The sequence below is a fragment of the Microbacterium sp. NPDC056057 genome (assembly GCF_042266945.1).
In the GTDB taxonomy this organism is placed as follows: Bacteria; Actinomycetota; Actinomycetes; order Actinomycetales; family Microbacteriaceae; genus Microbacterium; species Microbacterium trichothecenolyticum_C.
In genome coordinates this window covers 131,499-145,655 of record NZ_JBHJWS010000005.1, presented here as the reverse complement: position 1 = coordinate 145,655, position 14,157 = coordinate 131,499, and the positions used below count along the sequence as shown (strand labels likewise).

The following is a 14,157-nucleotide window of genomic DNA, read 5'->3' as shown; positions in this document are numbered from 1 at the left end:
TGGCGAGAACGTTCACGCGTCGTCCACCGAACGGCGGCTCCGCGTGGCACTCTGGGCGTCATGGGCCCCAGCGACACCGGAACCATCCCGCACCCCGTGACCGAGGAGCTGCGCGCGACCATCGCCGCAGCAGGCATCACCGAGAGCACCGACCTGGTGGCACGCATCCTCGCGACGGGCATCGGGATGGGGATCGACGACACCGACCGCCTTGACCTCAAGATCACCTCGGCTGCGCTCAGCGAGATGCGCGCCGCGTTCCGGCTGTTCGCGCCGTACCGCGGAATCCCGAAGGTCACGATCTTCGGCTCGGCGCGCACGCTGCCCGAGGACGCCCACTACAGTCAGGCGTCCGATGTGGCCACGGCGCTCGCCGATCGCGGCTGGCTGGTGGTGACCGGTGCGGGGCCGGGCATCATGCAGGCCGCCGCCGAGGGTGCCGGGCCTCACAACTCGCTCGGCGTGTCGATCCGCCTTCCGTTCGAGGAGAAGCCGAACGCGATCGTGGGTGCGAACGCCCGCAATGTGGCGATGAAGTACTTCTTCACGCGCAAGCTCATGCTCGTGAAGGAGTCGAGCGGCTTCGTCTGCGTTCCCGGAGGGTTTGGAACGCTGGACGAGATGTTCGAGCTGCTGACGCTGCAGCAGACCGGCAAGGCCGATCCGACGCCGATCGTCCTGCTCGACGCGCCTGGCGGCACATTCTGGACGGGGCTGCGCCGATTCGTCGACGATCACCTGATCCCGTCCGGCGTGATCTCGAAGGGCGACTTCGATCGGGTGCTCATCACCGACTCGGTGCCGGCCGCGGTCGACGAGCTCACCGGGTTCTACCGCAACTACGACTCGCTGCGCTGGGTCGGCAAGCGGCTCGTGCTGCGCGTGAAGGCGGAGCCGACGGATGCCGAGGTCGAGGCGCTCAACGCCGCGTTCGGCGACCTCGTCACCGAGGGAGGCATCGAGCGGCGCGGACCGCTCACCGTCGAGATCGAGGACGACGACGAGCTGCAGTGGCCGCGGCTGGTCCTGCGGCTGAACCAGTTCCGCGTGGGCGAGCTGTACCGCCTCATCCGGGCGATCAACTCGCTGGAATCCGCACCGGCCGGCTGACTCCTCGAGGTCGCCGCACACCCGGGGATGCGGCATCCGTCTCGATGAGGCCGTTCTCATGTCCTCGTCGCCGGCCGTTCACCTCCGGTTCCGGCGAGCTTCGCCGCACGCGGCGAGGCTGGCGCCACCCCACGCCAGCCCGTTGCCATGCATGCCGAGAGGACGCTCGTGAGCATCATCGAAGGATTCCGCCGTTCCCTGCCCATGGCAGACCACGCACGAGGCAAGCGCCTCGCCGTGACCTGCCAGTACAAGTGCGCCAACGCGTGCCTGGGCCCCGAGTGCAACTCGTCGCACAACGAGACCTTCCAGGAGGTCGCCGCAGCCGCGCTGTCGCGTCGCGCGCTCCTCGGCCTGGGCGCCGCGGGTGCCGTGGCCGTCGCCGTCGGCGGCCTCCGCGGGCAGACGCCGCTGTCGGGCCCGGGCTCGTCGGGTGTCGGGGGAGCGGGCGCCGCATTCGCGCGACCCGCAGGCGGCAGCCTCCCGTTCGACCCGATCGCGCCGGTGAACCGTCTGGTCGACGAGTTCACCGTTCCAGCCGGTTACGCCTGGCGTCCGATCATCCGGTGGGGCGACCCGCTCTTCTCGAACGCCCCGGCCTTCGACATCAACGCGCAGACGCCCTCCGCGCAGGCCGTGCAGTTCGGCTACAACAGCGACTATCTCGACATCGTCGCCGACCCGAGCGGCAAGACCGGTGTGCTCGTGAACAACCACGAGTACGTCAACCCCGAGATCATGTTTCCGCCGACCGCCGACCCCGCCGAACTGCAGCGTCGAGGTGACATCTACAAGGCGGCGCAGGGCATGTCGGTCGTCGAGATCACCCGCAAGCGGACGGGCGAGCCGTGGTCGTACGTCGTCGACGGCAAGCGCAACCGTCGCATCACGGTCGAGACGGTGTTCGAGCTGACCGGACCCGCCGCGGGCAGCGACCTCGTGAAGACGGCGGCCGACCCCGAGGGTCGCTGGGTGCACGGCACCCTCGGCAACTGTGCCGGGGGCACCACGCCGTGGGGCACGATCCTGTCGGGCGAGGAGAACTTCAACGGTTACTTCGCGTGGGCCGCCGACACCGCCGCGCAGAAGCGCTACCAGTCCTCGTCGTCGACCTCGACGTCGACCGGCTGGGACAAGTACGACCCCCGATTCGACGCGCACAACGCCGACTACGTCAACGAGCCCAACCGCTTCGGCTACATCGTCGAGATCGACCCGCAGGACCCCACCTCGACCCCGCGCAAGCACACCGCGATGGGCCGCTTCAAGCACGAGGGCGCCAACGTCATCGTCGCCGAGGACGGCCGCGTGGTCGCGTACATGGGCGACGACGAGCGCAACGACTACCTCTACAAGTTCGTCTCGAAGAACAAGATCTCGGGATCGCGCAAGAAGAACCTCCAGCTGCTGAGCGAGGGCGACCTGTACGTCGCCAAGTTCTCGGGCAACTCGCCGGCGAACCAGATCACCGGCACCGGCGCCTTGCCGGCCGACGGCAAGTTCGACGGCTCGGGCACCTGGATCCCGCTCACGCAGAACGGCGAGAGCGTCGTCCCGGGATTCACCACGGAGCAGGTGCTCGTCTACACGCGGCTGGCGGCGGATGCCGTGGGCGCGACCAAGATGGACCGTCCGGAGGACGTCGAGCCCAGCCCCAAGACGGGCAAGGTGTACCTGGCGCTCACGAACAACTCGGCGCGATCGGTGGCGACCCTCGATGAGGCGAACCCCGTCACAGGGAACCGCTATGGCCACGTGGTCGAGCTGACCGAGACGGCCGGGCAATCGGGCACCACGTTCGGCTGGAGCATCCTGCTCCTCTGCGGCGACCCCGCTGTCTTCGGCAACTCGTACTTCGCCGGCTTCCCCAAGGAGCTCGTGTCGCCGATCTCGTGCCCCGACAACGTCGCGTTCGACTCGGCCGGCAACCTCTGGATCTCGACCGACGGCGCACCGAGCACGATCGGCTACAACGACGGCCTGTTCCTCGTGCCGCTCGAGGGCGCCGAGCGGGGCCACGTTCAGCAGTTCCTGTCGGTGCCGCGCGAGGCCGAGACCTGCGGTCCCGTCATCCACGACAAGGACGGCCTGGTGTTCGTCGCCGTGCAGCACCCGGGTGAGGGCGGCACGTTCGCCGCGCCGACGTCCCTCTTCCCGGATTACGGCTCGGCGGCGGCGGGCGCCGTCGCCACCGCGCCTCGCCCATCGGTGGTGCAGGTCTACCGCGCCTGAGCTCAGACGCCGGATCGAGACGCCGCCCCGCCTTCGTCAGGCGGGGCGGCGTCCTCGTCGTGGCGTCACGACTCCGGGTTGGGATCGCCGAGGATCCACGGCGGTCCCAGCGGGACGACGCGGCGCCCGATGGTCCGCCAGTAGAACTTCTCGACGAGCATGTAGGCCGCGAGCGCAGAGGCCACCATCAGCAGGATCGAGCCGGTGATCGCGAGACCCTCCGTCGCGGTGAACGCCGCGACCGACTGGAGCCCCAGCCCGAGCGAGACGCTCAGCAGCGTGATCGGCAGCACGGAGTTGTGCACCGCGCCCGCGGGCGTGAACAGCAGCGCCAGGATCGCGAACACGAGCGAGAAGAGCCCACGCGCCTGGGCGGTCACCTCGAAGAAGCCGAGCTCCTCACCGAGGAGGAATCCCGGGACCACGATCCAGTACCAGCCGAAGGCGTTGTACACGATGAAGTGGAAGTTGTCGCCCGCGAAGTACGACAGCATGCCCGCTGTCACCTGTACCACGCCGCCGAACACGGCACCCACCCAGAACACGGGCGCGTCGTCCTGAAGGCCGAGATGCGCGAGCTGCGCCGTGACGGTGGCGATCACGAAGCCCAGCAGGCCGATGAGCCCTGGGTCTGCGACGCGCAGCCCGCCGCCGCGGGGAGCGGGGAGAGCGTCGGTGATCGCGATGTTCGTCGTGCCGTCGGTCATGCCCGTACCCCCTGTGGATCGCCACTGCCGCCTGAGTCGTGCACGGCCAGTATGGCGGACCGGAGGAGACCGGGAGGGCGTTCCGCGCCGGTCAGCGGCGTGACGGCCGACGCCTGGCGGGCGTCAGCAGCTGACCCTGCCGTGCGACATGGTGTCGTCCGGCGTGTCCCTCGTCACAAGCGCCTTCAGCATGCCCGCCGCGGTGACGAGCTTGCCGTGCCGGGGCTCCCAGAACTCGCACTCGACGGGCGTCACGCGCAGCAGCACGATGCCGGGCGTCTCGAGTCCGTTCTCGAACCAGATGTCGAGGCTGGGGGAGTACAGCTCCTTCATCTTCGCCGCATCGCGAACGACCTGGGCCCGGCCGGCGACGGAGACGTAGCGGTGTCCTTTGGCATCGAGGTACGACAGGCCCACGTCATGCTGCGGATCCGCCTGACTCTCCGACACCTTCGCCGTGTCGGCGAGCGTGAAGAACCAGATGTCGCCCTTCCCATCCATCTGCCGTGTGCTCATCGGCCGGCTGACGAGGTTCCCCGCGGAGTCGCGAGTGGTCAGCATGGTGAAGTCGATGTCCTCGACGAGTTCCTTGACCCGCGCGATCGCTTCGGGGCCGGTGACGAGGTCTTCCTCTGTGTGCGTCATGCCTCCCAGGCTCGACGGGGTCGTCGGTGGACGCCAGACCATTGACACCGAGGATGCTGGGGCCTACCGCCGTCGCATCGTCCGGTCACATCCGTGCGAAGCGGGCGCGGGCGATGGTGAAGGCCGCGTAGGCGAAGAAGCCGATGCCGATCGTCCAAGCGAGCGCAGGGCCCAGCGGCAGCGCCAGGATCGCATCGATGGCACCGTCGAGACTGCCCGCCGCCTGCGCGTCGGTGACGAAGGCTGCGACGATGACGAGCACGCCGAGGGTTGTCAGGGCGACTCCCTTCGCGACGAACCCCAGGATCCCCAGCGCGGTGACCCATCGTCCCAGCGCGCCATCGGGAATCCGCATGCGGGCGCTGAAGCTGCGGCCCGCGCCCATGACCACGAAGACGACGCCGGCGATCCCGATCGCGAGGCCGATGACCGCCAGGACGATCGAGCCTCCTGGGATGCGGAGCAGCTCGCGGCTGGCGTCCTCGGCGGTCTGGTCGGCGTTCGGTCGCGCGCCGACAGCCACCGCCGCTGAGATCAGACCGAGCACGAGGAAGACGACGGCTTGCCCCCATTCGGCGAGCCGGCGCCCCCACTTCCACACGGCGCCTTCCGTGTCGTCGGACCGATCGCGCGCCAGGAGTCCTTCTGCGGCGTGCCATACTCCGAGGGCGCACAGCCCGGTCGCGATGAGCCACAGCACGACGAAGCCCGCGGGGGCACCTGCCACCGCCTTCATGGCCCCTGCCTGGTCGCCCTCGCCCTTGCCGCCCGACGCGATCACGAGCACGATGACGCCGATCAGCGCATGGATGAGCGCGTTGGCGACGTAGCCGGCGCGCGCCAGCACCTCGAAGACGGAGTTCGACTCCGCCTCGCGGGCGAGCTGCTTCGCGCCCGCCTTCACCTCGTCGCGGGTCCCCACCCACCTCACGCTAACTCCCGGTGACACGAGGAGCCGGGGGTTGACGCCGCCCACGCACGGGAGAACCCATGAAGGGCGCGCGGCCCGAGGGCACCGCGACCTCATACGCACGCGATCTATGATGGGGCGGATGATCCGCGAGGGCCGTCGACCGCCGGCGACCGGCTGGAGCGTCGTACCTCGCCTGGTGCGTGGAGCTCCTCCCGTCGTGCTCGTCGTCGTGGGCGCGCTCTCGCTCCTGGTCGGGCTGCTCATCGTGACGCGACCGCTCACGTCCCTCGTGCTGCTGACCGTGTACGTGGGCCTGAGCGCCGTCTTCTCAGGTCTTGCACGCATCATCGCCGCGCCCGAGACGCCGCTCTGGTCCCGACTGGTGTTCGGCGGCCTGTGGATCGCGCTGGGCCTGGCGGTGCTCTTCGGTCTCGGCCGCACGCTCGAGCTGCTGCCCGAGATCATCGCAGTGCTCCTCGTGCTGGGTGGCCTGGCATCCATGTACGACGCGGTGTCGCGCGGCAGCGTGAGCCAGCGCGTGCTCGCCGGGGTGTGGGGCGGTACCCAGATCGCATTCGGCGTGCTGTCGTACGCATGGCCCGATGTCACCGTCCTCCTCGTCGCGGTGATCTTCGGTGTCCGCACGATCGTGTTCGGCGCCACCCTCCTGGTCCGCGCCGTGCGCGCCTTCGTGGAGGGACGGCGTTCCGTTCCGGCGACGGGGCTGCCCGCAGCATCCGCTCCGGAATCCACGACGCGTCGCCGCCGCGCCCGCGCCGCGTGGCTGGCCGTGGGGCGCTACGCTCTCTCGGCGCTGCTGGTGGTGCTCGCGGTCGGCGGGTGGTGGGCGAACTCGTGGTTCGAGGACGGCGCCCAGGTGGTGGACGCGTTCTACGACCCGCCCGCCATCGTGCCGTACGACCACGGGCGCCTGATCCGCAGCGACGACTTCTCGGGGCAGAAGCCTGCCGGCGCCGACGTCCGCCGCATCCTCTACACGACCCGCGACGCCAACGGCCAGCCGGCTGTGGCCAGCGCACTGGTCATCGTGCCGCAGGACCCGCCTCCTGGCCCACGACCGGTCGTCGTGTGGAACCACGGCACCACCGGCGTCGCCCGCGGGTGCGCGCCGAGCCTGCGCGATGCGTCGGCGACGAAGTGGGCGATCCCCGGACTGGACCAGGCGATCGCGAACGGCTGGGTGGTCGTGGCGTCCGACTACTCGGGACAGGGAGCGCCCGGCGTGTTCCCGTACCTCATCGGCCGCGGCGAGGCGCGCTCGTCGCTCGACGCCGTCATCGCCGCGCGCGAGCTCGACGGTGTCACGCTGTCGAGCCGCACCGTGGTCTGGGGGCACTCCCAGGGCGGGCACGCCGCCCTCTGGACGTCGCAGATCGCCGACGACTACGCGCCCGATCTGGATGTGCGGGGCACAGCCCTGCTCGCACCGGCCGCAGAGCCGGTCGCGCTCGCCGAGGAGCTCACCAGCGGCGACGCGAACGCCCTGCTGTCGATCCTCATCTCGTGGGTGCTGGTGCCCTACGCCGACACCTACGATGACGTCGACCTCACCCGCTACATCGCTCCGGGCTCTGAGGCGATCGTCCGCGAGATGACGCAGCGGTGCCCGTCCGAGCCCGGCGTGATCGTGTCGGTCGCGACCGCGCTCGGCGTCTCGGAGGACCGCCCGCTCTACGTCGGCGACCTCACCGCGGGCGCGCTCGGCCGCCGCCTCGAGGACAACACGCCGACAGGTCCCTGGACGCAGCCGATCCTCGTCGCGTGGGGGGACCAGGACGAGGTCATCCCGCCCCACCTGCAGCGCGAGTTCGTCGACCGGCTGTGTGCGGACGGGAACCAGGTGCGCAGCCTCGAGTACCGCGGCTACGACCATCTGCGCACGCTGCTGCCCGGATCGCACTTCGTGCCCGTGCTCATCGAGTGGACGGACGCCCGGTTCCGCCACTCCGGCACCCACGTCGACGACTGCGCCAGGTGAGGGGACGGGGGGTGCCGGCCGTTGCGCAGGGCGTGGAGCCGACTCGCAGAACCGTGGGACGCGGCATCCGGTAATGTTGGAGGGTTCCGGCGCGCGTCGACGTGCTGGTGAGAGCTGAATACGGAGGCCACTGTGGACATCGATCTCGGACTGCTGCGGACTGTCGAGCGCGAGAAGGAGATCCCCTTCGACGAGCTCGTGCGCATCATCGAACAGGCGATCCTGACCGCGTACGCGAAGCACACCTCGCCCACGGGTGAGCTGCCGGAGGGCGCGCGCGCAGAACTCGACCGCAAGACCGGTCACGTGGCCGTGTTCATCCCGCTGCTCGACGAGGAGGGCGCGGTCGTCGGCGAGGAGGAGTCGACTCCCGAGGACTTCGGCCGTATCGCCGCGTTCGCCGCGAAGCAGGTCATCAGCCAGCGTCTCCGCGACATCGCCGACGACGCCGTGCTGGGTGAGTTCCGCGGCAAGGAGGGCGACATCGTCGCCGGCATCGTGCAGCAGGGCCCGAACCCGCGCATGGTGCACGTCGACCTCGGCACCGTCGAGGCGATCCTGCCTCCCGAGGAGCAGGTGCCCGGCGAGGACTACGCGCACGGCGCGCGTCTGCGCGTCTACGTGACGTCGGTCGCCAAGGGCACGAAGGGCCCGCAGATCACCGTCTCGCGCACGCACCCGGGTCTCGTCCGCAAGCTGTTCGCGCTCGAGGTTCCCGAGATTCCCGCGGGGCTCGTCGAGATCGTCTCGCTCGCGCGCGAGGCCGGCCACCGCACCAAGATCGCGGTGAAGGCGAACGACCCGTCGATCAACGCCAAGGGCGCCTGCATCGGCGAGCTCGGCCGCCGCGTGCGCGCCGTCACCGAGGAGCTCGGCGGCGAGAAGATCGACATCGTCGACTACGACCCCGAACTCGCGAAATTCGTCGCGAATGCGCTGTCGCCCGCGAAGGTGACGTCGAGCTTCATCCTGGATGCCTCGAACAAGGCCGTGCGCGCCCTCGTGCCCGACTACCAGCTGTCGCTCGCGATCGGCAAGGAGGGCCAGAACGCCCGTCTGGCCGCGAAGCTGACGGGCGCGAAGATCGACATCCAGCCGGACTCGATCCTCGAGGAGGGCTGACCCGCGGCGCTGGCTCCCAGCCCCGGGGTGTACCATGGATCCTGTACGAACGTGCGTCGGATGCCGCACGCGTGCTCTCCGGACCACCCTCCTCAGGGTGGTCTCCATCGAATCCCACCTCGTCGTCGACGAGCGTGCTTCGATGCCCGGAAGAGGCGCGTGGGTGCACGAGACGCCGGAGTGCGTGGATGCCGCCATTCGGCGCCGCGCCTTCGTGCGGGCATTGCGTGTGTCAGGCCCGCTTGACACGCAGACCATCGAAGAGCACATCCAGCGAAAAGGCTGAACGGCTATGGAAACAAAGTGAACGGCTCGAAATGAGACCCGTCCGCCGATAACGGTCTGCCCTGTCTGGGTAGGCCCTAGACAGGAGAATTGTGGCTGGCAAACCACGCGTGCACGAGATTGCTTCCGAGCTCGGAGTCGACAGCAAGGTCGCCCTCGAGAAGCTGAAGGCGCTCGGCGAATACGTCAAGAGCCCCTCGTCCACCATCGAACCCCCCGTCGCGCGCAAGCTGCGCGCGGCACTCGAAGCCGACGGTGCGGCCAAGTCCGCTGACGCGGCGCCCGCTGCGGCGAAGCCCGCGGCTGCGGCTCCCGGCGCGCCGGCGGCGAAGCCCGGCGCACCCGCCGGTCGCCCCGGCCCGGCCGCGAAGCCCGGTCCGGCGCGCCCGGCCGCTCCGGCTGCCCCCGCGGCTCCGGCCGCGAAGGCCGCTCCGGCCGAGGCCGCCCCGGCGGCTCCCGCCGCGAAGGCCCCCGCGGCACCGGCTCCCGCCGCACCGGCCGCCAAGGCGGCTCCCGCCGCCAAGGCTCCGGAGGCTCCGGCCGCGCCCGGCGCCCCCAAGCCGGGCCCCGCCGCCGCGACTCCCCAGCCGCCGCGTCCGGGTGGCACCCCGCGCCCCGGCAACAACCCCTTCGCGTCCTCGCAAGGCATGGGCCAGCGTCCCGCCGGCCCGCGTCCGGGCAACAACCCCTTCGCTTCGGCGCAGGGCATGGGCCAGCGTCCGAGCCCCGGCAACATCCCGCGTCCCCAGGCTCCGCGCCCGGGTGCCCCCCGCCCCGGCGCTCCGCGTCCGGGTGGTGCGGGTCGCCCCGGTGGCGGCGGTCGTCCCGGCGCTCCGTTCCAGCAGCGTCCCGGCGGCCCCGGTCGTCCCGGCGGTGCCGGCGGCGGCTTCCAGCGTCCCGGCGGCGCGCCCGGTACGGGTGCACCCGGCGGCTTCGCCGGTCGTCCCGGCGGTGGCGGCGGTCGTGGCCGTGGTCCCGGCGGTGGTACCGCAGGTGCCTTCGGCAAGGGCGGCGGCAAGTCGAAGCAGCGCAAGTCGCGTCGGGCGAAGCGCCAAGAGTTCGAGATGCGGTCGGCGCCGATCGTCGGCGGCGTCAACGTCTCGAAGGGCAACGGCGAGATCATCCGCCTGCGCCGCGGCGCATCGATCGCCGACTTCGCCGACAAGCTCGAGGCCCTGCGCGGCTACACCGTGCAGCCCGGCACGCTCGTGACGATCCTCTTCAACCTCGGCGAGATGGCCACGGCCACCGAGTCGCTGGACGAGGCGACGTTCGAGGTGCTCGGCGCCGAGCTCGGCTACAAGATCCAGATGGTCTCGCCCGAGGACGAAGACAAGGAGCTCCTCGAGGGCTTCGGTCTCGACCTCGAGGCCGAGCTGGAGGCGGAGAACGAGGAAGACCTCGAGATCCGGCCTCCGGTCGTGACCGTCATGGGTCACGTCGACCACGGTAAGACGCGACTGCTCGACGCCATCCGCCAGACCAACGTGGTCGCGGGCGAGGCCGGCGGCATCACGCAGCACATCGGTGCGTACCAGGTCTGGACCGAGCACGAGGGCATCGAGCGTGCGATCACCTTCATCGACACCCCGGGTCACGAGGCGTTCACCGCCATGCGTGCCCGTGGTGCGCAGGTGACCGACCTCGCGATCCTCGTGGTCGCGGCCGACGACGGCATCATGCCGCAGACGGTCGAGGCCCTGAACCACGCGCAGGCGGCGAACGTCCCGATCGTGGTCGCGGTGAACAAGGTCGACAAGCCCGACGCCAACCCGGCCAAGGTGCGTCAGCAGCTCACCGAGTACGGCCTGGTCGCAGAGGAGTACGGCGGCGACGTCATGTTCGTGGATGTGTCGGCTCGTCAGGGCACCGGCATCCAGGAGCTCCTCGACGCGGTGCTGCTCACGGCTGACGCGGGCCTGGACCTCACGGCCAACCCGAACAAGGACGCGCGCGGTGTCGCGATCGAGGCCAAGCTCGACAAGGGTCGCGGTTCGGTCGCCACGGTGCTCATCCAGTCCGGAACGCTGCGCGTCGGCGACGCGATCGTCGCGGGCACGGCTTACGGCCGCGTCCGTGCCATGGCGGACGAGAACGGCGACCCGGTCCTCGAGGCCTACCCGTCGCGTCCGGTGCAGGTGCAGGGTCTCAACTCGGTGCCGCGAGCCGGCGACACGTTCATCGTGACCGAGGAGGACCGCACGGCCCGCCAGATCGCCGAGAAGCGTGAAGCGGCCGAGCGCAACGCCCAGCTGGCCAAGGCCCGCAAGCGCATCTCGCTCGAGGACTTCACCCGCGCTCTCGAAGAGGGCAAGGTCGAGTCGCTCAACCTCATCATCAAGGGTGACGTGTCGGGTGCCGTCGAGGCGCTCGAGGAGTCGCTGCTCAAGATCGAGGTCGACGACTCCGTCCAGCTTCGGATCATCCACCGCGGTGTCGGTGCGATCACCGAGTCCGACATCAACCTCGCGACGATCGACAACGCGATCGTCATCGGCTTCAACGTCCGTCCCGACACGAAGGCGCGCGAGCGCGCCGCCCGTGAGGGTGTGGATGTCCGGTTCTACTCGGTCATCTACAACGCGATCGACGACGTCGAGCAGTCGCTCAAGGGCCTGCTCAAGCCGGAGTACGAAGAGGTCCAGTCGGGTGTCGCCGAGATCCGCGAGGTGTTCCGCTCCTCGAAGTTCGGCAACATCGCCGGTGTCATCGTCCGCTCGGGCACGATCACGCGCAACGCAAAGGCGCGCGTCATCCGAGACGGCGTGGTCCTCGCCGATGGCCTGGCCATCGAGTCGCTGCGTCGCTTCAAGGACGACGTCACCGAGGTCCGCACGGACTTCGAGTGCGGTATCGGCCTCGGCAAGTACAACGACATCCAGGTGGGCGACGAGATCGAGACCACCGAGATGGTCGAGAAGCCCCGCGCGTAAGTAGCGCAGCGTGAGGGGCGTCCTGATCCGTCAGGGCGTCCCTCACGCTTCGAAAGGAGCATCATCATGTCTTCGGAACGTCAGGCCCGTCTAGGCGACCGCATCCGCGTGATCCTGGCCGAGAGGCTCGAGAAGGGTCTGCGCGACCCGCGCCTGGGCTTCGTCACCATCACCGACGTGCGCGTCACGGGTGACCTGCAGCACGCGTCGGTGTTCTACACCGTGCTCGGCTCCGCCGAGGAGCGCGAGGATTCCGCCAAGGCCCTCAAGGCGGCGACCGGGATGCTGCGCTCCGAGGTGGGCAAGCACCTCAATGTGCGCCTCACCCCGTCGCTCGAGTTCATCCCCGACGCGATCCCCGAGAACGCCGGGCACATCGCCGACCTGCTCCGTGAGGCGCAGGAGCGGGATGCCGCGGTCGCGGGCCTTGCGGCCTCGGCCACGTACGCCGGCGACGCCGACCCGTACCTCAAGCCGCGCGAACTCGACGACGACGAGTAAGCGCACCACAACGCACGCGGAACGCCGCGACCGACGTGATCGGTCGCGGCGTTCCGCGTACCCGGGCAGATTCGGTCAGAGGGGGAGGCGCAGCATCCCGTCGGATGCCTCGGCGAGCCCGTCCCCGATGAGCGAGTCGATGGCGCGGTCGCGCTGCAGCGCGTCAGGCCAGTCCGGCACGACGTCGGCGAGCGGCACCGCGTGGGTCGCAGCATCCCTCAGCGTCTTCAGCACCGCGCCGCGCGCCTGCCGGTCGCTGCCTTCGTACCGTGCCTGCTTGCGTCGCTCGTCGCCCGTGTCGGGCCGGCCGGCGGCGAGCCAGGCGCACCGGTCGCTGAGGGGACACGCTTCGCAGCGCGGGACGCGCGCGATGCAGACCGTCGCGCCGAGCTCCATCGCCGCCGCGTTCACGACGGCGGCCGTCGTGCGGTCCGCAGGCAGGATCGCCTCCATCGCCGCGAGGTCGCGGCGCGACGGCGGACCGGGCTGCGACCTGCCGTCGATGGCGCGGGCGAGCACCCTCCGCGTGTTCGTGTCGACGACGGGATGCCGGTCGCCGTATGCGAAGACCGCCACGGCCCGAGCGGTGTAGTCGCCGATGCCGGTGAGCGCGAGCAGCGCGTCGACGTCGCGCGGGACGACCCCGTCGTGCCGGTCGCGGATCTCGACGGCCGCGCGCTGCAGCCACAGCGCCCGCCGTGGGTAGCCGAGGTTCGCCCACTGTCGCACCGCGTCCGCGGGGGCGGCTGCCGCCAGATCGCTCGGCGTCGGCCATCGCGTGAGCCACGCCTCGAGATGGGGGATGACGCGGTTCACCGGCGTCTGCTGCAGCATGAACTCGCTCACAAGCACGCCCCACGCCCCGAATCCGGGCCGGCGCCACGGCAGGTCGCGCGCGTTCTGGCGGTACCACTCGACCAGGGGAGCAGCGAGGTCGGGCATGCCTTCCAGCGTAGGCGCGGCAGCGCCGCCGCAGTTCATCACGGGACGATGACGATCGCGCCCACGGCAGGCCGGGATCCACCTGTCGCCCCTATTGTTCATTCAGACGAATCCGAGGAGTCATATGCGCCGGTCGGCATCCACGATCGCCCTGCTGCTTGTCGCAGCTGTTCTCGCAGCCTGTGCGGTGCCCCAGGACGCGGCCTCCGAGACGACGCCAGCTCCCGCGGCGACAGCTTCGCCGACGCCCACTCCCACGCCCACCCTGTCGCTCGCGCCGGGCCAACCCGCAGGGTCGGATCCCGACGATCCATCCACGTGGCTTCTCACGAACGATGCGGTCGGCCCCTACCAGCTGGGAATGCCGTTCGCCGATTCGTTGGCGGTGGCCTCCGGTTTCGAAGACGCATGCGGATATGCGTACTTTCGCGAGTTCGACCCCGCTATCTGGCAGGGCGAGGTCTGGATCGCAGAGCGGGACGACAAGCTGTTCGTCGTGATGACGGGCGATCCTGACGGACCACGCACCGTTGAGGGGATCCGCGTCGGCTCCACGACGGCCGATGTGATCGCCGCCTACCCGGACGCAGTCGTGGTCTACCGAAACCTGCCCTACCTGCGCAGCGGAAACCTCTTTTTCGGATTCCGGTCCGATGTCATGTACCCGACCGACCCATCCCCGTACCAGGACGGCGGAGTCCCTGAGGAGATCGTCACCGTCGGCGCGACCACATGGGATCAGGTCCTCTGGGAGTTCTGCGGCTGACC

Annotated in this window: 12 protein-coding genes; 8 read left to right on the top strand and 4 right to left on the bottom strand. The window is 70.1% G+C overall.

Features of this window, described 5'->3' with window-relative positions; genetic code table 11:
- The first annotated feature begins 60 nt into the window (after nucleotides 1–60).
- Together ACFC1K_RS19360 and ACFC1K_RS19355 are read left to right on the top strand one after the other, a co-directional pair.
- Complete coding sequence (locus ACFC1K_RS19360; protein ID WP_310289717.1) at nucleotides 61–1,110, top strand: TIGR00730 family Rossman fold protein; 1,050 nt, start codon at nucleotides 61–63, stop codon at nucleotides 1,108–1,110.
- Nucleotides 1,111–1,314: 204 nt separating this feature from the next.
- Nucleotides 1,315–3,342, top strand: a complete 2,028-nt coding sequence (locus ACFC1K_RS19355) for a PhoX family phosphatase (protein ID WP_375872908.1) — start codon at nucleotides 1,315–1,317, stop codon at nucleotides 3,340–3,342.
- Nucleotides 3,343–3,407: 65 nt separating this feature from the next.
- Here the strand turns inward: ACFC1K_RS19355 and ACFC1K_RS19350 are convergent, their stop codons facing one another.
- The 3 genes from ACFC1K_RS19350 to ACFC1K_RS19340 form a co-directional block, all read right to left on the bottom strand.
- Entirely contained in the window at nucleotides 3,408–4,049 is a 642-nt protein-coding gene (locus ACFC1K_RS19350) for a GPR1/FUN34/YaaH family transporter (protein ID WP_310289718.1), read from the bottom strand.
- A 123-nt stretch (nucleotides 4,050–4,172) separates the two neighbouring features.
- The gene (locus ACFC1K_RS19345; RefSeq protein ID WP_375872852.1) at nucleotides 4,173–4,694 is read right to left on the bottom strand and encodes a pyridoxamine 5'-phosphate oxidase family protein; all 522 of its coding nucleotides are present in this window, start codon (nucleotides 4,692–4,694) and stop codon (nucleotides 4,173–4,175) included.
- A gap of 85 nt (nucleotides 4,695–4,779) precedes the next feature.
- Complete coding sequence (locus ACFC1K_RS19340) at nucleotides 4,780–5,616, bottom strand: DUF1206 domain-containing protein (RefSeq protein WP_375872851.1); 837 nt, start codon at nucleotides 5,614–5,616, stop codon at nucleotides 4,780–4,782.
- 130 nt (nucleotides 5,617–5,746) lie between these two features.
- On the opposite strand from ACFC1K_RS19340, the gene ACFC1K_RS19335 reads away from it, so the two are divergent.
- The 5 genes from ACFC1K_RS19335 (at nucleotide 5,747) to rbfA (ending at nucleotide 12,447) form a co-directional block, all read left to right on the top strand.
- Nucleotides 5,747–7,606, top strand: a complete 1,860-nt coding sequence (locus ACFC1K_RS19335) for a lipase family protein (protein ID WP_375872850.1) — start codon at nucleotides 5,747–5,749, stop codon at nucleotides 7,604–7,606.
- A 132-nt stretch (nucleotides 7,607–7,738) separates the two neighbouring features.
- Nucleotides 7,739–8,728 (top strand): transcription termination factor NusA, encoded by a 990-nt coding sequence (gene nusA, locus ACFC1K_RS19330; RefSeq protein ID WP_116193892.1) that lies wholly within the window; start codon nucleotides 7,739–7,741, stop codon nucleotides 8,726–8,728.
- A 34-nt stretch (nucleotides 8,729–8,762) separates the two neighbouring features.
- Complete coding sequence (locus ACFC1K_RS19325; RefSeq protein WP_310289727.1) at nucleotides 8,763–9,014, top strand: YlxR family protein; 252 nt, start codon at nucleotides 8,763–8,765, stop codon at nucleotides 9,012–9,014.
- 109 nt (nucleotides 9,015–9,123) lie between these two features.
- Nucleotides 9,124–11,946, top strand: a complete 2,823-nt coding sequence (infB, locus tag ACFC1K_RS19320; RefSeq protein ID WP_375872849.1) for a translation initiation factor IF-2 — start codon at nucleotides 9,124–9,126, stop codon at nucleotides 11,944–11,946.
- A gap of 66 nt (nucleotides 11,947–12,012) precedes the next feature.
- A complete protein-coding gene (gene rbfA, locus ACFC1K_RS19315; RefSeq protein WP_056370212.1) occupies nucleotides 12,013–12,447 on the top strand; it encodes a 30S ribosome-binding factor RbfA in 435 nt (144 codons plus the stop codon).
- A gap of 75 nt (nucleotides 12,448–12,522) precedes the next feature.
- On the opposite strand, the gene ACFC1K_RS19310 is transcribed toward rbfA, so the two are convergent.
- A complete protein-coding gene (locus ACFC1K_RS19310) occupies nucleotides 12,523–13,389 on the bottom strand; it encodes an A/G-specific adenine glycosylase (protein WP_375872848.1) in 867 nt (288 codons plus the stop codon).
- A gap of 124 nt (nucleotides 13,390–13,513) precedes the next feature.
- On the opposite strand from ACFC1K_RS19310, the gene ACFC1K_RS19305 reads away from it, so the two are divergent.
- On the top strand, nucleotides 13,514–14,155 hold the full coding sequence (locus ACFC1K_RS19305) for a hypothetical protein (RefSeq protein WP_375872847.1): 642 nt from the start codon (nucleotides 13,514–13,516) through the stop codon (nucleotides 14,153–14,155).
- Nucleotides 14,156–14,157 lie beyond the last annotated feature (2 nt).

Bases quoted from the DNA above. Each gene is read 5' to 3' on its own strand.
- ACFC1K_RS19305 (WP_375872847.1), top strand. From the start codon at position 13,514: ATGCGCCGGTCGGCATCCACGATCGCCCTGCTGCTTGTCGCAGCTGTT.
- ACFC1K_RS19350 (WP_310289718.1), bottom strand. From the start codon at position 4,049: ATGACCGACGGCACGACGAACATCGCGATCACCGACGCTCTCCCCGCT.
- rbfA (WP_056370212.1), top strand. From the start codon at position 12,013: ATGTCTTCGGAACGTCAGGCCCGTCTAGGCGACCGCATCCGCGTGATC.
- ACFC1K_RS19335 (WP_375872850.1), top strand. From the start codon at position 5,747: ATGATCCGCGAGGGCCGTCGACCGCCGGCGACCGGCTGGAGCGTCGTA.
- ACFC1K_RS19310 (WP_375872848.1), bottom strand. From the start codon at position 13,389: ATGCCCGACCTCGCTGCTCCCCTGGTCGAGTGGTACCGCCAGAACGCG.
- ACFC1K_RS19355 (WP_375872908.1), top strand. From the start codon at position 1,315: ATGGCAGACCACGCACGAGGCAAGCGCCTCGCCGTGACCTGCCAGTAC.
- ACFC1K_RS19325 (WP_310289727.1), top strand. From the start codon at position 8,763: ATGGATCCTGTACGAACGTGCGTCGGATGCCGCACGCGTGCTCTCCGG.
- ACFC1K_RS19345 (WP_375872852.1), bottom strand. From the start codon at position 4,694: ATGACGCACACAGAGGAAGACCTCGTCACCGGCCCCGAAGCGATCGCG.
- ACFC1K_RS19360 (WP_310289717.1), top strand. From the start codon at position 61: ATGGGCCCCAGCGACACCGGAACCATCCCGCACCCCGTGACCGAGGAG.